The organism is Collinsella aerofaciens ATCC 25986 (assembly GCF_010509075.1).
Classification (GTDB): Bacteria; Actinomycetota; Coriobacteriia; order Coriobacteriales; family Coriobacteriaceae; genus Collinsella; species Collinsella aerofaciens.
Genome location: NZ_CP048433.1, coordinates 2,217,888 through 2,237,934 on the forward strand (window position 1 = coordinate 2,217,888; position 20,047 = coordinate 2,237,934).

The window sequence follows — 20,047 nt, forward strand, 5'->3', positions numbered from 1 at the left end:
GAATGCGGATGCCGAGTGAGTGGGCGGCGTGGGCTGCGAACAGGCTATGAGCTGGGCGCAGAGACCGGCTCCCATGCAATAAACGCCCAACGGACCTTGCGGACATGATCGAGCATATAGCGCCCCTGCGGCACGCCCTTGGAGCCCGGCTCGCCGGCATGGGGGTTCTCGATCATGTGTTGGGCGATGTAGTCGCGCAGGCGGGCAACCTTATCCTCGTTGCCATGCTCGAGCATACGGGAGAAGTCCGTCACGCCTGCCTCGAGGCTATCGAAGGTATCGCGACGAGGCGATTCAAAGTACGTAACTTGCGGCAGGGCACCCATCTGAATAAGGATGTTAAAGGCATACACAAAGCCATTACTGCAGGTAACCGAGGCACCGATGGCGTTCATCAGGTGCAGATCATAGCGCGGGCTGGAGTTAGCGACCATCGTGACAGCACAACGCCGACGAGCCGTATGATCAAGCTTGGCAAGCGCGCCTTTTAGGTTGGTCGTGGTGACAGAGCGACTGGCAAAGGCAACATCTACCGCTTTCACGACCGGTCCAACCAAATCCCAATCATCATCCCAAGCAAGCTCAAGCGGCGTAATGAGATCCTCGAGTCCATAGTATTCAATACCAGCATCAAGCGTGCCCAGCATGGCGGGGGAGAAATCAGCCGCAATCACAGGATGCCCAGCCTGAGCAAGCGGAATAGCAATCGACCCAGCCCCACACCCCATATCAAGCACCGATTCACCAGGCTTTAACGCCAACAGCTTTATAAAATCCCGGGCATACGGAGCAGTTTCAAGCGGCCGAAAATGCCGTGCCCTTTTATCCCACTCAAAAGAATCATCAGCCCGCCGCCGACCAGCTTGCAAGCGCATCCATTCCTGATTCCAATCAGCAGAAAGAAGCTCAGAGCGAGCATCCCCATCAACCACGGGCCAACCTCCTAGCAACAAAAAAGCGACTCCTCCCAAAAGAAGAGCCGCAACCAGCATATATCAGAAAGAACCGTTCCAACGCCAAACCGCCGCACCAGCCAAGTGGTGCAGGAGCGAAGCAACTGCAACCGGGATAGAACCCAACTGAGATCCCGTTGTGCGGGAGCCCCGGGGAGGGCAAATATATAAGGTCGATCGCGAGTTCCGCACGAGCCGGAGAGCACTTAATGTGCTCTCCGTGCGAGCCAGGACTGTCCGAGCAGGCGACCTTATATATTTGCCCTCCCCGGGGCTCCTCGCCCGAACCCCTCAGCTAGTTCTTCAGCGAGTTCAGCGGTGCCGGGAAGCGTCCACCACGGTGGGCAAGCACGGTGCCGGCGTTGGGGTTCACCGGCATGATGGGCGCACGGCCAAACAGGCCACCGTACTCGACGCAGTCGCCCACGCCCTTGCCGATGGCAGGAATCACGCGGACGGCCGTGGTCTTGTTGTTGATGACGCCGATGGCCATCTCGTCGGCGATGATGCCGGCGATGGTCTCGACCGGGGTGTCGCCGGGGATGGCGATCATGTCCAGGCCGACGGAGCACACGCAGGTCATGGCCTCGAGCTTCTCGAGCGAAAGCGCACCGGCCTCGACGGCGGCGATCATGCCGGCGTCCTCGGACACGGGAATGAAAGCGCCCGAGAGACCGCCCACGCTGGAGCTGGCCATGACGCCGCCCTTCTTGACGGCATCGTTGAGCATGGCGAGCGCGCAGGTCGTGCCGGGGCCACCGCAGGTGCCCACGCCGATGATCTCGAGGATGCGGGCAACGGAGTCGCCAATGGCAGGCGTAGGTGCCAACGACAGGTCGACAATGCCCTTCTCGACACCCAGACGATGGGCGGCCTCGCGGCTCATGAGCTCGCCGGCGCGGGTGATCTTAAAGGCGGTCTGCTTGATCTTCTCGGCAACCTCCATCATCGAGGCGGAATCGGGCAGCGTCTCCAGGGCTGCGGCCATAACGCCGGGACCCGAGACGCCTACGTTGATGACGGCGTCGGCCTCGCCACCGCCGTGGACGGCGCCCGCCATAAACGGGGAGTCCTCGACCATGTTGGCAAAGCAGACAAACTTGGAAGCGCCAACGGAATCCTGGTCGGCCGTGAGTTTAGCGGCATCGATGATGGTCTGGGCGGCCATAAGCACGGCATCCATGTTGATACCGGCGCGCAGGCTGGCGACGTTGACGCTGGAGCAGACGCGGCTCGTGGTGGCGAGCGCCTGGGGGATGGACTGGATGACGCGGCGGTCGGCGTCGCCGATGCCCTTTTGGACGAGCGCGGAGAAGCCGCCCAGGTAGTCGATGCCGAGCGTCTCGGCCGCGCGGTCGAGGGCATGCGCGATGGGGGTGAGGTCCTCATCCTTGCAGCACGCGGCAATCTGCGCCACCGGGGTGACGGAAACGCGCTTGTTGACGATGGGGATACCGTACTCGCGCTCGAGGTTCTCGGCGGTCTCGACCAGATGCTCAGCCGTGTGCGTCACGTGGTCGTAGATTTTCGTGCACATGCGGTCGAGGTTCTCGTCGCCGCAACCCATGAGCGAAACACCCATGGTGATGGTCCTGATGTCGAGGTTCTGTTCCTCAACCATGCCGCGGGTTTCCGCGATTTCTGCGGGCGTGATCGCCATCCTTGCGCTCCTATCTGCCAAAACGAGCATAGTCTTATCTATTCTAACGTGCCGCACGTGCCAAGTGGCGCATGCGGCACGTTTTGGTGCTCGGTTGTTTCCGTTGTGTTACTGCCCAAAGACCTCTTCGGCGATACGAGCGCTTTCGGCGGCGTCCTTGGCGTAGTAGTCCGCACCGATCTGCTTGGCGTATTCGGGGGTGAGCACGGCGCCGCCCACGATGATCTTGACGCCCGGAACCTCGGCATGGAGCAACTTGATGGTCTCTTCCATGGCGACGACGGTGGTGGTCATAAGCGCCGAGAGGCCGACGAGTTTGATATCGCGCTCCTTGACGGTCTTGAGTACCTCCTGCGGATCGACGTCGCGGCCCAGGTCAAAGACGGTGTAGCCGTAGTTGTCGAGCAGCATTTTGACGATGTTCTTGCCAATATCGTGGATGTCGCCCTTGACGGTGGCCACGCAGATCTTGCCCTTGTCGGCAATCTCGCCGGCGGGCATCAGGCGCTTGATGGTGTCGAAACCCACGCGCGCGGCCTCAGCCGAGGCCATGAGCTGCGGCAGGAAGAACTTGCCCTGGTCAAAGAGGACGCCGACCTCGTCGAGGGCGGGGATAAAGTGATTGTTGATGAGGTCCATGGCGTCGTGGTCTGCCAGCAGACGCTCGGTCTCGGCAGCGATCTCGCCTTTGCGGCCCGAGACGACCATGCGACGAATCGGGTCGTCGGTGCCGGCGGTGCCAGCAGCGGGCACAGTGTCGGTCGATGCGGCCTGAGCCGCTGCCGGGTTTGCGGCGATCTTATACGGATCGGTCCAGCCGGCGTAGCGCTCGATGTATCCGGTCGAGCCCTCGTCCTCAACGCTCAGGACGCGATAGCTGTAGACAGTATCCATAAAGCGCTTGGAGCCCGGGTTCATGATGGGGGCGTCCAGACCCGCGCCAAAAGCGGCGGCCAAAAAGACCGAGCCCAGCAGCGGGCGGGCAGGCAGGCCAAAGCTGATGTTCGACACGCCGAGCGCGCATTTGACGCCCAGACGCTCCTTGCACAGGGACATGGCGCGCAGGATCTGCTCGGCCTGGCGTTGATTGGTCGAGGCGGTCATGACCAGGCAGTCGATGAGGATGCGGTCCGGTCCGATGCCGTAGCGGGCAGCCTCGGCCACGATGTGCTCGGCGATGGCGAAGCGAGCCTCGGCGGTATCGGGGATGCCGCCTTCGTCGAGCGTAAGGCCGACAACGTTGGTGCCGTAGTGGGCGACCAGCGGAAAGATCTCATCCATGATTTGCTGCTTGCCATTGACCGAGTTGATGATGGGCTTGCCGGCGTAGCGGCGCACGGCGGCCTCGACGGCTGCGGGGTCGGTGGAGTCGATCTGCAGCGGCAGCAGCGTGGACCCCTGGAGCTGTTCGGTCGCCTGTTGGATGATCTTGACCTCGTCGATCTCGGGCAGGCCCACGTTAACGTCCAGGATGTCGGCGCCCTGTTCCTGCTGGCTGATGCCCTGGCTCACAACGTAGTCCAGGTCGCCGTCGCGCAGGGCCTGCTGCAGGCGCTTTTTGCCGGTGGGGTTGATGCGCTCGCCGATGACGGCGATCTTGTGGCCGTCGCAGGGAAGGTCCACGACCGTTTGGGCGCTCGTGACCGACATACTGGGCTTGCGGTGGCGCGGGCTGGGCGTGTGGTTGTCGATAAGCGTGCGCAAGGCCGCCATGTGCGCCGGCGTGGTGCCGCAGCAACCGCCCACGACGCTCACGCCGTCGGCGATCATGCCGGCGACGGCCTCGGCGTATTCGGGGGCTTGGATATCAAAGACGGTGTTGCCGTCGTCGTCCACATGGGGGAGTCCCGCGTTGGCCTGCACCATAACGGGCTTGTCGGTAACGGTGAGCATACGTGCTGCGAGTCCTCGGAGCTCGGCCGGTCCCTGGCTGCAGTTGATGCCCAAAACGTCGGCGCCGATGGCATCGAGCGTGATGGCGGCGACCTCGGGGCTTGTTCCCAAGAAGGTGCGGCCGTCTTCCTCAAAGGTCATGGTGGCAAAGACGGGCAGGTCGGAGTTCTCGCGGCAGGCGAGGACCGCCGCCTTGATCTCGGCCAGGTCGGTCATAGTCTCGATAATAAAGAGGTCCACACCCGCGGCGACGCCGGCGCGCACTTCCTCGGCAAAGAGGTCATAGGCCTCGTCGAAGCTGAGGGTACCCAGGGGGCGAAGCAGTGCGCCGATGGGGCCGATATCGCCGGCGACGTAGTGGGCACCGGCCGCGCGGGCACAGGTGACGGCCGCGGCAAAGACGTCTGCCACGGTGGCGGCACCGTCGAGCTTGTGGGCATTGGCGCCAAAGGTGTTGGCGGTAATCACGTCGCAGCCAGCCTCGACGTACTGCCGCTGAATGTCGGTAATGACCTGGGGTTCCTCAAAGTTGAGCAGCTCGGGCAGGGCGCCCGCCTTCATGCCAGCGGCCTGCAACATGGTGCCCATGCCGCCGTCGAACAGCAGGTGTCCCGTGCCCTCGATGGCCGCACGCAGGCGATCGTCCTTAATGCGCAGATCGTCGATCGTGCGCGTCTTGTACGTGGCACCGTTGCGACGTACGGCATCAACGGGTGCCGCCAATGCAGTGCCGTCAGAATCATGAGTGATAAGCGGAGTAAACATCGGGGGCTCCTAATGGCTGGAATAGCAGGTGGTGTGGGCGGCACGGAAGCGGCAGTTCTCGCGCATGCGGCAGATATTGCAGGTGGGGCGGCTCTGGGCGTCGTGGACTTCGCCGTCGAACAGACCGATCACCGCGGTCACGCTTTTGGTGGGCATGAGCAGGCTGGTGGGCGTGACGGTCAGGCCGATGAGCCGCGTGGCGTTGAGCGCATTGACGATCGAGCGCTGGGCCGAGAGCGGGCAGTCGCCATAGCCGGGACTGAAGCGCCAGTTGCCGGCGAGTCCGTGTGCGGCGGCCGCAGCCTTGACCTGCTGGTCCATCTGCTCGACGGCGGCTTCCACGTAAGCGGAGCACGCGGCGTCGAGCACGGCGCCCTCCAGGGGATGTTGGGCTCCCGTGGTGCGCAGGCGACGCTCGGCGTCCATGCCGAGGGTACATGCCATGAGCGCGGCAAAGCGGGCGTCCTTAAGATGACGATAGATATCACGACCGCGCAGCTCAACATTGGTGCCGACCAGACGGATGCAAGGTTCTCCCTGCTCGTCCACACCCGTGGCATCGACGGCAAACACGCGGCGCACGCCACGGGGCTCAATGTCCAATTCCAGACGCTCGACCACAAGCTCAATACGCTGCGACAGCTCGGGCTCAATCTGCTGGCCGCCGTAACCCAGATACCGCAGCATCTCGGCACGGTCGACACGGGGATGGTGCGCAGCATCGACACGGTAAAGCGCCGGCGACGCAAGGTCGGCCGGCACTTCGATAGCGGTTGTATCGATGTGCGGTTTTTCCATTACCCCAGGCGCTCCATAATGGTCGCGGCGATCGCAGGACGGTTCATAGTGTACAAGTGCAGGCCGTCAGCGCCGTGCTCCTTGAGGTCGCAAAGCTGGCGGGCTGCATAATCTACACCAGCTGCCTGCAGGCTCTCGGGGTCATTCTCGTACTTGGCGAGGATCTTGATGACGGGGGAGGGCAGCGAAGCGCCGCACATAAAGACCATGCGGCTGATCTGTGACTTGCCCATAAACGGCATGATGCCCGCGGTAATGGGCACGGTGATGCCGGCCTTGTCGGCAAGCTCGCGAAAACGGTAGAAGCACTCGTTATCAAAGAAGAGCTGCGTCACAAAGAAGCTCGCGCCAGCGTCCTGTTTTTGCTTGAGGTGTTCGACCGAGAGGTTGAGATCCTCACAGGCAATGTGGCCCTCGGGGTAGGCTGCGGCGCCCACGCAAAAGCCGGCGTCGACGAGCTCGGGGATGAGGTCGCGGGCGTAGGCGTAGTCCGAGGCGGGCTTGTCGTCCTCGGTCGCGCCGGCAGGGAGATCGCCACGCAGGGCCAGGATGTTTTCCACGCCGGCGGTGCGATACTCGTCGATCTTGGCGGCGATATCGGCGTGCGACCGGCCCACGCAGGTAAGGTGTGCCACCGAGGGCGTGTCGAATTCGCTCGTAATCATATGCGCGATGGGGGCGGTGGCGGCACCGTTGCCCGAGCCGCCGGCCGAGCAGGTGACCGAGACAAAGCTCGGCGAAAGCTTGCACAGATTGCCTGCCACTTCGCGAGCCGTGTCGAGGGTCAGCTCGCCCTTGGGCGGGAACATCTCAAACGAAATGGGCGCGGTGCCCTGGGATGCTGCCTGCTTAAAAACCTCGTCGACGCGCATATCGTGCTCCTCTAGATACGTAATAGTGCGATGTGTTGTAAGGATTCTACTGCACCACTGTGCCACGGTGGAGTTTCACTGGCTATTTGGGGATACCAATCAAAGATGCCTTGCTATCGGCTTTCTCTATAACAGAGCGGCTAATCTAGGCACGGACTATAAAGACTGGTATCTGATGCAAAATACCAGTTAATAGAGCCCCATCCCAAATTGACCGCCCTTAAACCATGGGGAGAGGTCTGCAATTTATGCAGTTGATTGGCTGTTGAGGGTGGCAACGCCGCCTCGATAGGGTAACCTCATTGATTGGTTTCGCGACAGCAACATAACGGTAATGTCGCGGAAACACGGCGAGTCTAAGCTATGACTCGTTCGTTAGTAATCAACACCGCTTCTCACGCGGTGCCGATACGAAGGGAGTTCCGTATGGCCGATCTTACTGACCGCTTCGGGACCATGGTGTTCTCTGAGGAAGTCATGAAGGACTACCTCCCCAAGGACATTTGGAAGCGCCTTGCTGCAACCCTCGAGGGCGGTGAGCCGCTCGACCTGGATGTGGCCAACGCCGTTGCCCATGCCATGAAGGTCTGGGCCATCTCCAAGGGCGCGACGCACTACGCGCACTGGTTCCAGCCGCTTTCGGGCATTACTTCCGAGAAGCACGACAGCTTCCTGGAGCCCAACCACGACGGCACCGCCATTACCAAGTTTACGGGCAAGAACCTCATCCAGGGCGAGCCCGACGCTTCCAGCTTCCCCAACGGCGGCCTGCGTGCTACCTTCGAGGCCCGTGGCTACACCGCTTGGGACCCCACTAGCCCCGCCTTTATCAAGGACGATGTCCTGTGCATCCCCACGGCTTTCTGCTCCTACACGGGCGAGGCCCTGGACAAGAAGACCCCGCTGCTGCGTTCCATGACCGCGCTCTCGCGTGAGTCTAAGCGCGTTTTGGCGCTGTTCGGTAAAACCCCCAAGAAGGTCGTTCCTTCCGTGGGCGACGAGCAGGAGTACTTCCTGATCAAGAAGGACGCTTACCGCAAGCGCAAGGACCTGGTCATCACCGGCCGCACCCTCTTTGGTGCTGCTCCATGCAAGGGCCAGGAGCTCGAGGAGCACTACTTTGGCGCTATCCGCCCCACCGTCTCGGCCTATATGAAGGATCTGGACGATGAACTGTGGGCGCTCGGCATTCCGGCAAAGACCAAGCACAACGAGGTTGCTCCCTGCCAGCATGAGCTCGCCCCCGTCTATGGCGAAGTCAACGAGGCCATCGACCAGAATCTGGTCATGATGGAGAAAATGAAGCTCATCGCCTCCCGCCACGACTTGGTCTGCCTGCTGCACGAGAAGCCCTTTGAGGGCATCAATGGTTCGGGCAAGCACAACAACTGGTCGCTTGGCACCGAGTCCGAGAATCTGCTCGATCCGGGCGACACTCCGCTCGACAACCTGCAGTTCATCGTCTTCCTCACCGCGGTGATCGAGGCCGTCGATAACTATCAGGAGCTCCTGCGTGCCTCCGTTGCCTCGGCCGGTAACGACCATCGTCTGGGCGCCAACGAGGCTCCTCCGGCGATTATGTCCATCTTCCTGGGCGACCAGCTTACCGAGGTCGTCGAGAAGATCATCGATGGCAAGGCTTCCGTCCATGCCACGCGCGGCGTGCTCGACTTGGGCGCCGATACTCTGCCCAAGCTGATGCAGGACAACACCGACCGCAACCGCACCTCCCCGTTTGCCTTCACCGGCAATAAGTTCGAGTTCCGTGCCTGCGGCTCCGAGCAGAACGTCTCCGACTCCAACCTGGTGCTCGATGCCGCCGTGGCCAAGTCGCTCAAGTCCTTCGCCGACGCGCTTGAGGGTACGCCCGAGGACAAGTTCCAGGACGCCGCGCTCGAATACTGCAAGAAGGTGCTGACCGATCACCAGCGCATCCTGTTCTCCGGCGACGGTTACTCCGACGAGTGGCCCATCGAGGCCAAGAAGCGCGGCCTTGCCAACAACAAGACCACGGCCGACGCTCTTCCCGCCTTTGTTTCCGATAAGGCCATCGCGCTCTTTGAGGAGACGGGCGTCCTGACCAAGGCCGAGGCTCAGTGCCGCTACGACTGCAAGCTCGAGAAGTACAACAAGCTCATGAACATCGAGGCTACCACGATGGTTCGCGAGGCGCGTCGTACCTATCGCCCGGTCATTACCGCCTATGCCACCAAGGTCGCTAAGGGCCTTGAGACTATTCGTGCCGCCGGCGCCGAGGCCGCCATGCAGTGCGAGCAGAACACGCTCAACAAGCTCTGCAACGGCATCACCACCATCAACGACTCCATCAAGGCGCTTGACGCCGTGCATCAGAAGGCTGAGGCCCTCGATGGCCAGGAGCAGGCCAACGTGTACGCGCACGAGGTCGTTCCCGCTATGGATACGCTGCGCGCCGCCGTGGACGCCATGGAAGAGATCGTGGCAGCCGACTACTGGCCGGTCCCGACTTACGACGACATCCTGTTCTACGTGTAGAGCGTAACTGACATATCGTCACGGTATTGAGCCGGGGTCCGCATCAGGCGGGCCCCGGCTTTTTGTTTGCGAAGGACGCTTTGAGGTCCGTTTTGCCGCCGAAACGCCCGCCACCGCGAGGGTAACGGGCTTCTCAGATTCTGTGGTGCCCCCAGCGGGATGTCCGCGTGCGGCTGGCGCCGCCCGCTTTCGCTGCGTCGCTTCGCTCCTTGCGTGCTGCGCTGGAAAACGCTTCGCGTTTCCTCAGCTCCGCACCCTGTCGGGTTCGAATCCCGGCGCATGGGTAGCAAAAAGCCCGCCACCGAATTGGTAACGGGCTCCTCAGATTCTGTGGTGCCCCCAGCGGGATGTCCGCGTGCGGCTGGCGCCGCCCGCTTCCGCTGCGTCGCTTCGCTCCTTGCGTGCTGCGCTGGAAAACGCTTCGCGTTTCCTCAGCTCCGCACCCTGTCGGGTTCGAATCCCGGCATTTCGGTAGCAAAAAGCCCGCTACCGCGAGGGTAACGGGCTCTTCAATTCAAATGGTGCCCCCAGCGGGATTCGAACCCGCGATATCCACCTTGAAAGGGTGGCGTCCTTGGCCGCTAGACGATGGGGACAGCGGGAAAGAGTATAGCAGACTTTTTTAACTGTTCACATATCGTTGGCAAACTGAAAAACCACCACAAAGGTGCCTGTCCCCTTTGTGGTGGTTGGGGCGTTAGGGGAGGAGCTTCATGGCGGCGTCGTGGGCGGCGTGCTCGTAGGTGTCGTCGAGGGGCGTGAGCGGCAGCAGGGCTGTGGCCTGCGCATCGCCGCGGCGCTCGAGGGCGTGCGCGATCAGCCAGTCGGCGAGCTCGGGGTTCTTGGGCAGTGCCGGTCCGTGTAGGTACGTGCCGATGACGCCCTTGTAGATCAGGCCCTCAAAGCCATCGTCGCCGTTGTTGCCGGTGCCCGTGATGACGGACGTTCCGAGCGGCGTGGCCTCGGCGTCCAAAAGCGTGCGACCTCCATGGTTCTCGAATCCCACAAAGGGCTCAGGTGCCAGATCGGTTTTGACGGCTACGTTGCCGATCAGGCGATCGGAGCCGCGTACGGTTTCGGCGGCAATGACGCCCAGACCCTCAATGCGATCCTCACCCATATAGTACGAACGGCCGAGCAGCTGATAACTGCCACAGATGGCAAGCAGCGAACCGCCGTCCTCAACATAGGATGCGACCTTGTCTTTTTGAGCGAGCAGTTCATGTGCAACCGCCAGCTGGTCGCGGTCGGAGCCGCCACCCATCATGACGATGTCGGTGTCGGTGAGATCGAGCGACTCGCCCATGCGGACCTCGTCCACGCGAACGGGGATGCCGCGCCAGGCGCAGCGACGCTCGAGGGCGATAACGTTGCCGCCGTCGCCGTAGAGGTTGAGGGCATCGGGGTACAGGTAGACGATGCGCAGCGGGCGCGAAAGCTCGACTGGCGCGATGCCGACAGGAAGAGCGCTGCCGTCGGCACGGGCTACGGCGCGCCCGGCAACAGCGTCGGCGGTGGCGCCTTTCAGCCCGTCGAGCTCCTTGACCAGCGGCGGGAAGGCCGTGTAGTTGGCGACGGCGTAGAAGGTGTCATCGGCGGCCTCGTCTGCCACGGCGCCAATTGCCTGCGCGACGTCCGAGATAATCGCGGCATCGATGCCGGCGTACTTGAGACGCACCTGCATGTCGTGCGCACGCGTGCCTCCGGCAAAGGCGACAAGCCCTGGGGTATCGGCGATGCGCTCAAAGTCGACGTCGTAGATCCACGATACATCGTGGCCGTCGGCATCGTTGTCGTTGAGGAAGAAAGCGCAGAGTCTGCCGCCCGCCGTCTTAATGGACTGAATCTGGCGATCGAAGCCCACGGGATTCTTAGCCAGGTTGGCCTCGACAGTGCGGCCGGCGATATCCCAGCGCCCCATACGACCACCGGCGGGCACATAGGCATCGAGCGTGGGCTGCAGGTGCGCCGTATCCACGCCTAACTCATGTGCGGCAAAGAATGCGGCGGCAACGTTGTAGACCATGTACAGGCCGTTGTAGCGCGTGGCGATGTGTGCGGCTGGCGCGCTGGAATCAGATCCAAACACCAGGTCAAAACCATAGCCGTCGCAGCCGAGCTCCACGCCCGTCACGCGACGGACAAGCGCAGGGCGGGCCCAGCCGCACGAGGGGCAATGGTAGGCGCCGAGCTGGCCGTATTGCACGTAGTCATACTCCAGCGGCGCGTTGCACTGTGAGCAAAAACGTGAGTCGCTAATACGGTCGGACTCGGTGTTGGTGGCGCCGTCGATGCCAAAGGCGATGCTCGCGTTGGGAACGCGCGCGGCGATTGCGGCACACAGCGGGTCGTCGGCGTTGTAGATGAGCGTCGTTGCCGGCGAAAGCTCCAGCGCGTGGGCGATGACGTCCTGGGTGTGGTCAATCTCGCCGTAGCGGTCCAGCTGGTCGCGGAACAGGTTGAGCAGCACGAAGTACGTCGGCTTGAGCTTGGGCAGGACGCGCACGGTGTAGAGCTCATCGCATTCAAAAACGCCCACGCGCTTGCCACCGGCTCGCTTGAGGCCGCTGCGCGCCTCGAGCAGTGCGCCCACCACGCCCGGCTCCATGTTGTTGCCGGCGCGGTTGCATACCACGGTGGCGCCGCTGGCGGCAACGGCGTCGGCGATGAGGTTGGAGGTGGTGGTCTTGCCGTTGGTGCCGGTGATCACCACGCTGCGGTCGACAAGGGCAGCGAGGTCGCTCAGCAACTCGGGGTCGATCTTCATGGCGATGCGGCCGGGAAGCACGCCACCCTGGCGCTTAAGGACGGAGCGCAGCCCCCAGCGAGCGATATCGCTCGAGGTGCAGGCAAGAGATGAGCGGAGGTTCATGAAACCGTTCCTAACGTAAACGACATGGTCGGGTCGAGTGCGTCACTAAAAACCGTAGCGGCGCGCAAATTCCTGGGCAAGCTGCGACACGTCTTCGCAGGCATTGGCCCAAGGGGCAAAGTCGGGAGTGTCCGAGATAATACCGTCCGCTTCCCAAACGGCCTGGTGCGAAAGATCCCAGGGATCGTGTGGCTCGGGCCGGCAGGGAAGGTACGGTGTCTGGTACATGGGGTTCAGTAAGAAGAACGCACCGCCCTCGCAACGGTTGGCAAACTCACGTAGCGCGCGTGTCGCCGGGCGCATCTTGTTTGTTTTGAACAGCAGAATCGTGCGGGCGAGCAGATACCAAGGAGAGTTCTCGAGCGCGTCAGCCCCGATCTCTTCCTCGAGCTGGTGGGCCAGGGCAAAAAAGCCGTCCTGGTCTTCCAGGCGAGCGAGGGCGAGCAACACGGTGCCTGCGGCTCGGGTGGGGTAGCCTTCCGCCTTAAGGACGCGGCGGGCGTAGTTGGCGGCAGCACGGTAGCGGGCGCTCGCCATGCACAGCTGCGAGATGGCCTCGAGCGTATGAAGCCACCCGATAAGAGCCGGCTCGCTCACGGTAAGGTCTGCTGCGGTGACACCATCGGCCAAAACATTATTGGCCCAGTAGTGCGGGGCTTCCATGTCGAACCCGGGCACACTTTGCTGCAGGTAATCGGCCGTGGTCGCCTCGAGCTTCATCAGGTCGCCCAGGCAGGCGTCAACGGGCGTGTCGGCCAGGATGATGGCGAGCAGCTGGGCATCGAGGACATACGCATCGACGCGGACAATCTTGAGCAGCTCATCGCGCATGTCGTCGAACAGACGATTGCGCGTCTGCTCGAACTCCTCGTCGCTGCCCATGTCCTCGATGCGATGGAGCTCGTCGAGCAGGTGGCGATGAACACCGGCGTAGGACAGCAGCGCCTGGGCATGCTCGGACTGCGCATACTTTTGGGGATTCGCGCTAATGTCGTTATGGACAAGCTCGCGTGCTGCATCGGTGAGCTCGGGGTGCGACGCCAGATAGGTGCGCTCCAGGTAGGCGGGGATGTAGACGCTCGGATCCATTAGAGGTCTCCTCCCTTAAACGGCAAACCCTGCTCGGCCGCCCGCAGTATGCGCTCATCGATTTGGGAACGCACGATATCGTTGGTGGCGACCCAGGCGGCAAAACTGGCGTTGTCGGGGGCGCCCAGGCCCTCCTGCAGTACCGGCGTCGCCTCGGACAGCGCAAGGACAAGTTCGTCGGTGGAGCCCACACTCACATTGACGCGGGCATAGACGCCATCGGGAAACTCGGTTTGGAAGTAGAGCGCCTCGGCTGCGTGCGGGCACGAACGCACAAGGATACGCAGGTAGTGTTCGGCACCCTCGTAGTCCAGCTCGCGCCAGGCAGCGCTTATCAGCGCGATGAGCGTCCACGGGTCCAAGTCACGCTCCGCATCTTTGGGGCGGCGGCGCAGCGGGGTATTCGCGAGGTACGGCACGGAGTGAGCGGAGCGAAAGCGCTTGAGCTCCTCGGCGGGGTATTCGAGCTTTGCCATGGCGAGCATCGCGGTGTGGCGGACGCCGGCCGGATCGTTGGGGGCAAAGTCGAGGCTGCGGTTTGCGGCTTCGAGCGACATGCGATAGCGGCCGCTAATGAGGGCGCGTGACGCAAGGGAGGCAAGCCAGCGCAGATAGGGGCGGCGCGTAAGGTCGCCTGCGGCCTCGCGCTCGTAGGGGTCCTGCGCCGAGGCGATCTTGAGCGCCAGATCGTGCTCCACTTCGTCACACTTGGACACCAGATACTGTACGTACTCCTCGTTGGAGTTGGCGGTGAGGGCGGTCAGCATGCGCTGGGCGTCCCAGTTGGTGGGGTCGAGCGCGGCTGCCTCGCGAAGCATGTTCTCGGCAGCGGCCTCTTCTTGCTCTGCCTGGGTATCGTCAGGGATAAAGGGAATGCGGTAGTCAACGGCCTCGACCACCTTGGCAATCAGATGCCCGGCGCGGTCGCGGTCGTGCACGATGAGCGGTGCGGGGTTGCGGGTGAATTGCTCCATCAGACGCTCTACGGCGGCACCGTCGGTGAGCGGGATATTGTCGCGGCGCAAGGCCTCAAGAACGAGGCGATGGCAATCCTCTTGAATGGGATCGAATGCCATGGGGCCTCCTTTGCTGCGGTTAGGGTTCAGATGTTTCTATATAAGGTTCTAGTTTACCCGCATGTGGCACACCGGGGGTGCCGCACTTGGACTTGCACCTTTGCACCACGAAGTCGGATGTCGCACAAATGTCGGCACCATGGACGGCCGAGTGGTATCACGGTGCCGCAAACGGTCGATTTTTGGCGGCGAACGGTGCATATTTTGGAGGGGCACAGTCCTGCCCGGGATATGTAGTCAACCTTGATAAAACGTTTGCCCAGCTTGGGAGTATGGATGCCGCACAAGGGTCTTCAGGGATAGAAAAAACGTTTCATCATTGGCGGCTTTAGGTGAATAACTGACCAACCAGAACGGTAAAATAGTGTTTGTCTGAGCGTTGAGACGTTTAGACATCGCGCATTGTCATCGCCGGCAACGCGCAAACCGGTCCTAACGGAGCCAATTGGGTGCTCCGTTATATACGCAAGTCTAAGAGGGGCTTGTTTAGGAGGCACAGTATGGGACGTTTTACCAATCCTCGCGATCTGTACTTTGGTGAGGGCGCTCGCCACGAGGTGAAGAACCTCAAGGGCAAGAAGGCCATCATCGTTTCTGGCGGCAGCTCTATGCGCCGCGGCGGGTTCCTGCAGGACGTCGAGAACGACCTTAAGGAAGGCGGCTTCGAGGTCAAGCTGTTCGAGGGCGTCGAGTCCGACCCGTCCATCGAGACGGTCATGAAGGGCGCCGAGGCCATGCGCGAGTTCGAGCCCGACTGGATTATCGCCATCGGTGGCGGCTCGCCCATCGATGCCGCTAAGGCCATGTGGGTCTTCTACGAGTATCCCGAGGAGTCCTTCGACAACATCATCCAGCCGTTCAGCTTCCCCGAGCTGCGTCAGAAGGCTCATTTCTGCGCCATCTCCTCTACCTCCGGCACCGCTACCGAGGTCACCGCGTTCTCCGTCATTACCGACTACGCCAAGGGCATCAAGTACCCGCTGGCCGACTTCAACATCACCCCTGATGTCGCCATCGTCGACCCCGAGCTCACCTACACCATGCCCGCCAAGCTGTGCGCACACACCGGCATGGATGCTCTGACCCACTGCATGGAGGCTTACGTTTCCACTTGTGCTTCCATGTTCACCGACGCCAACGCTCTGCACGGCATCCGCGAGATCGTCGAGTGGCTGCCCAAGTCCTATGCTGGCGACCATGAGGCCCGTCAGCACATGCACGAGGCTCAGTGCATCGCCGGTATCGCCTTCTCCTCGGGCCTGCTGGGCATCGTTCACTCCATGGCTCACAAGACCGGTGCGGCCTTTGAGAACGGCCACATCATCCACGGTGCTGCTAACGCCATGTACCTGGGCAAGGTCATCCAGTGGAACTCCAAGGATCCCCGTGCTGCCGAGCGTTACGCTTACGTGGCCAAGGAGATCCTGCACCTTCCCGGCGAGACCAACGAGGAGCTCATCGCTGCGCTCGTCCAGAAGATCCGCGACCTCAACGACCAGCTCAACATTCCGCAGTCCATCAAGGATTACGCGAATGGTGGCGTGAAGGTCGACGCCGAGAACCCGCAGATGGTTTCCGAGGAGGAGTTCCTCGCCAAGCTGCCCGAGATCGCCGCGAACGCTGAGCAGGACGCCTGCACGCCCGAGAACCCGCGTGAGACCAAGGCTGCCGACTTCGAGAAGATCCTCAAGGCCTGCTACTACGACACCGACATCGATTTCTAATCGACTCTTGTTATCGTAACGAGGGGCTCCGCACGTATCTGTACGGAGCCCCTTTCTTTTTTCTTTTAGAGAATGGGATAGTTATGGCTGCAATTTTCAATAGCCCCAGCAAGTACATCCAGGGTCCGGACGAGCTCGCCAAGCTCGGCTCCTATGTCGAGCCGCTCGGCGCTAAGGCCCTCGTCATCGTGACGCCTTCGGGCAAGAAGCGCGTCGGTGCCAAGATCGAGGGCGGCTTTGCCGAGGCTAAGGCCGAGCTGCTGTTTGAGGACTTTAACGGCGAGTGCTCCAAGGGCGAGGTCGATCGCCTGGTTGCGCTCGCTCGCGACAACGGTTGCGACATCATCGTCGGCGTCGGTGGCGGCAAGATCCTCGACACTGCCAAGGCCGTTGCCTACTACCTGGAGTCCCCGGTTATCATTTGCCCCACCATCGCCTCGACCGATGCGCCGTGCTCGGCACTTTCGGTGCTCTACACCGACGACGGCCAGTTCGATAAGTACCTATTCCTTAAGGCAAACCCCAACATTGTCCTGATGGATACGACGGTTATCGCGGCGAGCCCGGTGCGCCTGACGGTTTCCGGTATGGGCGATGCACTCGCAACCTACTTTGAGGCCCAGGCTACGCATGATGCCGACGGTGGCACTTGCGCCGGCGGTAAGGGCGGAATGGCCGGTCTGGCGCTCGCCAAGCTCTGCTACGAGACGCTTATGGCCGATGGCGTCAAGGCCAAGGTTGCGCTGGAGAAGGGTGCGCTCACGCCTGCCGTCGAGCACATCATTGAGGCCAACACGCTGCTTTCGGGCATTGGCTTTGAGAGCTCGGGCCTTGCTGCTGCTCATGCCATCCACAATGGCCTGACGATGCTGCCCGAGTGCCACAGCATGTATCACGGCGAGAAGGTCGCCTTTGGCACCATCGTCCAGCTGGTACTCGAGGATGCCCCGACCGAGAAGCTTGAGGAAGTCTTGGGCTTCTGCATTGAGCTGGGCCTGCCGGTCACGATGAAGGAACTTGGCGTTGCCGAGCTTACGCGCGAGCAGGCCATGGTCGTTGCCGAGGCCGCCTGCGCGCCCGATGACACTATGTGCAATATGCCGTTTGAGGTGACGCCCGAGATGGTCGCAAACGCCATCCTGGGTGCCGACGCGCTGGGCCACTACTATCTCATGGATGAGTAAATCAAGCTAAGGAAGGGGCAAAGCCAGCAGATGGCTTTGCCCCTTTTTGCTATGGTGCAAAGGGGGCAGGTTAGTTTGCACCAATCGTTGTTTGATGAAGGGCGGATTCTCGTATGGCGCTTCCCATGGTTTATGACGGTCCCGGCCGGTATGTTCAGGGGCCGGGCGAACTTTCGCGTCAGGGCAGGTATTTGTCATGGTTGGGCTGCGCTGCCTATGTCTTGTTTGACCAGGGCACCGAGGATCGGCTGTGCAGGCAGATCGTCGATGGATTTCTGGATGAAAATCTAAGCGAGCCGTTCTTTAAGATTTATGACGGTCCGTGTACGGAAGAGGCCGTTGTAAAAATGGCTAAGGAAGCCTAGGCTGAGTATTGCGACATGGTGGTGGGTATTGGCGGTGGCAAGATGCTCGATATCGCAAAGGTCGTTGCGTTTTATGCCGAGCTGCCGTTGTGCGTATGCCCCACGGCGGCCTCGATGGATGGTCCGTGCAGCGCGATTTCGGTGCTGTATCACGAGGATGGGTCGTTCGACCGCTACCTGATGCTCGAGAAGAATCCAGACCTGGTCGTGGTCGATACTAACGTGGTCGCGGCTGCCCCACTGCGTATGACGGTTGCTGGTATGGGCGATGCGCTGGCAACGTATTTCGAGGCGCGTTCGTGTGCCGCGGCGCACGGCACCAACGAACACGGCGGCGCGCCGGGGCACTTGGCTCTGGTTGCGGCTCGCGCCTGCTACGACACGCTCATCGAGTGCGGTGTGGCTGCTAAGCGCGACCTCAAGAAGGGTCGTACATCACCGGCGGTTGAGCGCCTGATCGAGTGCAATATTCTGCTCTCGGGCGTCGGTTTTGAGAGCGGTGGCTTGGCGTTGGCGCACGCCATCGCCAACGGTCTGACGATTCTGCCCGAGTGCAAGGCCATGCATGGCGAGGCCGTGGCATTTGGGCTGGTGGTGCAGCTGCGCCTGGAGCGCGCGCCCGAGCTTGATCAGGTGCTCGAGTTTTGCCAGCGCGTTGGTCTGCCGACGACGCTCGCGGAGCTGGGCCTTGGCGAGATTTCCGATACCGATTTGCGGGATGTTGCAAATGCGGTCTTTAGAAACGAGCGTAACATGGCCAACGAGCAGGCCAAGGTGACCAAACAAAAGCTCGTGCAGCTCATGTGCGAGGCATAGTCTGGCGCTTGATTGACCTTGTGCGATCGAGGCGGCGATAGGCCATGGGCTATTTGCCGCAAAGATGCTCCGCGTGTAATTTGCCCGAGGCGTGGGCCGATAGCGTATCATTATCTCTTGCTTGTTTGCACTGCTCAGGGAGGGGCCGCGCATGGCGCAGGAACACGATCTGTTTGATGACATTATCGAGATCAGCAAGGGTTTCGACTTTCTTAAAAACCCGCTTGGCGGTGTGACCGATGCACTCGATCCGTCGGCGCCGCAGTGGAATCCTGCCGACTATAAGGAGCGTCCGCGCGGCAACACCATTCCGTGCCTGGCCTGCAAAAACGAAAAGAGCGGCTGCACCGCGTGCATGGACGTGTGCCCGGTGAATGCCATTGAGATCGAGGAAGATGCTATCGAGATTCTCGACAGCTGCCGTAAGTGCGGCCTGTGCGCCGCTGCTTGCCCGACGGAGGCGATCATCTCTCCGCGCCTTGCACCCAAAAACGTCTACGACGACATTGTCTCGGCGGCTACGAGCCACGAGACCGCCTACGTTACCTGCACGCGTGCCCTTAAGCGCATGCCGCGCGAGAACGAGGTTGTTGTCGCCTGTGTGGGCGATATTACGGCCGAGACCTGGTTCTCGGTGCTGGCCGATTATCCCAACGTGAGCGTGTACCTGCCGCTGGGCGTGTGCGATAAGTGCCGTAACACCGGTGGCGAGGACATCCTGGGCGAGGCCATTGCCACCGCCGAGGAGTGGGCGGGCACAGGCATGGGTCTGGAGGTCGATCCCAAGAGCCTCAAGTGCCATAAGCGCCGCGAGTACGAGCGCAAGGAGTACATGGAAAAGATCGCCCGCACCACGGGTCTGACCGTGACCAAGCTCAACCCGGCAACGGCGGCGCTGGCCTCGGTGACGCAGAAGCTCAAAGCCCACCGCCACCAGATTACCCAGCTCGAGCGTACGCTCAACACCATGTGCGGCACCACGACGACCAAGCGTCGCCGTACGCTCACGCACGGTCGCCAGCTGGTGCTCTCAACACTGCAGAACCATCCCGAGCTTGCCCAGAACATGCAGGTGAGCACGCCGGAGTGCGATTTTGACAAGTGCACGTCGTGCGGCGAGTGCGTCAATGTATGTCCCACGTTCGCCTGCGATTTGGTGGGAAGCGGCCGCTTTGCGTTGGAGTCCACGTATTGTTTGGGCTGCGGTGCCTGCGTCAAGGTGTGCCCCGAGCATGCGCTCAAGTTAGTTGAGCACGACGCGTCCAATCTGGTCGTCGTCGATCCCGAGGCAGAGGAAAAGGCCGCCCAGAAGGCAAAGGCCCACGAAGAGGCCCAGAAGGTCAAGGCAGAGGCAAAGGCCAAGCTCGACAAGATGCTCGACCAAGTGGAGAAGCTCGCGGACTAGCTAGCGACCCTAATCTCTGCTTCATTTGCGCCGCCGTGGTGTCCGGGTTCGCCCGGATGCT

Annotated in this window: 14 protein-coding genes and 1 tRNA gene; 6 read left to right on the plus strand and 9 right to left on the minus strand. The window is 61.7% G+C overall.

Annotation, left to right across the window (positions count from 1 at the left end; all coding sequences use genetic code 11):
• Window positions 1-44 precede the first annotated feature (44 nt).
• From GXM19_RS09845 to GXM19_RS09865, 5 genes are all read right to left on the minus strand, one after another.
• Complete coding sequence (locus GXM19_RS09845) at window positions 45-992, minus strand: class I SAM-dependent methyltransferase (RefSeq protein WP_115596166.1); 948 nt, start codon at window positions 990-992, stop codon at window positions 45-47.
• A 256-nt stretch (window positions 993-1,248) separates the two neighbouring features.
• On the minus strand, window positions 1,249-2,613 hold the full coding sequence (locus tag GXM19_RS09850) for a PFL family protein (RefSeq protein WP_035136908.1): 1,365 nt from the start codon (window positions 2,611-2,613) through the stop codon (window positions 1,249-1,251).
• Window positions 2,614-2,721: 108 nt separating this feature from the next.
• Window positions 2,722-5,271, minus strand: a complete 2,550-nt coding sequence (locus GXM19_RS09855) for a homocysteine S-methyltransferase family protein (RefSeq protein ID WP_006234686.1) — start codon at window positions 5,269-5,271, stop codon at window positions 2,722-2,724.
• Window positions 5,272-5,280: 9 nt separating this feature from the next.
• On the minus strand, window positions 5,281-6,069 hold the full coding sequence (locus GXM19_RS09860; RefSeq protein WP_006234685.1) for a hypothetical protein: 789 nt from the start codon (window positions 6,067-6,069) through the stop codon (window positions 5,281-5,283).
• Complete coding sequence (locus tag GXM19_RS09865) at window positions 6,069-6,941, minus strand: methylenetetrahydrofolate reductase (protein WP_006234684.1); 873 nt, start codon at window positions 6,939-6,941, stop codon at window positions 6,069-6,071. Before GXM19_RS09865 ends, GXM19_RS09860 begins: the two co-directional genes overlap by 1 nt.
• 426 nt (window positions 6,942-7,367) lie before the next feature.
• Between GXM19_RS09865 and GXM19_RS09870 the strand changes: the two genes are divergently transcribed.
• Window positions 7,368-9,455, plus strand: a complete 2,088-nt coding sequence (locus GXM19_RS09870) for a glutamine synthetase III family protein (protein ID WP_115596167.1) — start codon at window positions 7,368-7,370, stop codon at window positions 9,453-9,455.
• 519 nt (window positions 9,456-9,974) lie between these two features.
• Here GXM19_RS09870 and GXM19_RS09875 read toward each other — a convergent pair.
• From GXM19_RS09875 to GXM19_RS09895, 4 genes are all read right to left on the minus strand, one after another.
• Window positions 9,975-10,051 (minus strand) — tRNA-Glu (locus GXM19_RS09875).
• 101 nt (window positions 10,052-10,152) lie between these two features.
• Window positions 10,153-12,327: a MurT ligase domain-containing protein gene (locus GXM19_RS11015; RefSeq protein ID WP_203572364.1), complete on the minus strand. Its 2,175-nt coding sequence runs from the start codon at window positions 12,325-12,327 to the stop codon at window positions 10,153-10,155.
• Window positions 12,328-12,372: 45 nt separating this feature from the next.
• Complete coding sequence (locus GXM19_RS09890) at window positions 12,373-13,416, minus strand: hypothetical protein (protein WP_006234679.1); 1,044 nt, start codon at window positions 13,414-13,416, stop codon at window positions 12,373-12,375.
• Window positions 13,416-14,492, minus strand: a complete 1,077-nt coding sequence (locus GXM19_RS09895; RefSeq protein WP_006234678.1) for a tetratricopeptide repeat protein — start codon at window positions 14,490-14,492, stop codon at window positions 13,416-13,418. Before GXM19_RS09895 ends, GXM19_RS09890 begins: the two co-directional genes overlap by 1 nt.
• Window positions 14,493-14,992: 500 nt before the next feature.
• Here GXM19_RS09895 and GXM19_RS09900 point away from each other — a divergent pair, with 500 nt between their 5' ends.
• From GXM19_RS09900 to GXM19_RS09920, 5 genes are all read left to right on the plus strand, one after another.
• Window positions 14,993-16,216 (plus strand): iron-containing alcohol dehydrogenase, encoded by a 1,224-nt coding sequence (locus tag GXM19_RS09900; protein WP_006234677.1) that lies wholly within the window; start codon window positions 14,993-14,995, stop codon window positions 16,214-16,216.
• Window positions 16,217-16,299: 83 nt separating this feature from the next.
• Window positions 16,300-17,400 carry a glycerol dehydrogenase gene (locus tag GXM19_RS09905; RefSeq protein ID WP_006234676.1) on the plus strand — a complete coding sequence of 367 codons (1,101 nt, stop codon included), beginning with the start codon at window positions 16,300-16,302 and terminating at the stop codon, window positions 17,398-17,400.
• A 113-nt stretch (window positions 17,401-17,513) separates the two neighbouring features.
• Window positions 17,514-17,765 (plus strand): dehydroquinate synthase/iron-containing alcohol dehydrogenase family protein, encoded by a 252-nt coding sequence (locus GXM19_RS09910; protein ID WP_006234675.1) that lies wholly within the window; start codon window positions 17,514-17,516, stop codon window positions 17,763-17,765.
• Between the two features lie 15 nt (window positions 17,766-17,780).
• A complete protein-coding gene (locus tag GXM19_RS09915; RefSeq protein ID WP_006234674.1) occupies window positions 17,781-18,581 on the plus strand; it encodes a glycerol dehydrogenase in 801 nt (266 codons plus the stop codon).
• A gap of 151 nt (window positions 18,582-18,732) precedes the next feature.
• Window positions 18,733-19,986: a 4Fe-4S binding protein gene (locus tag GXM19_RS09920; RefSeq protein ID WP_006234673.1), complete on the plus strand. Its 1,254-nt coding sequence runs from the start codon at window positions 18,733-18,735 to the stop codon at window positions 19,984-19,986.
• The last annotated feature ends 61 nt before the right edge of the window (window positions 19,987-20,047 follow it).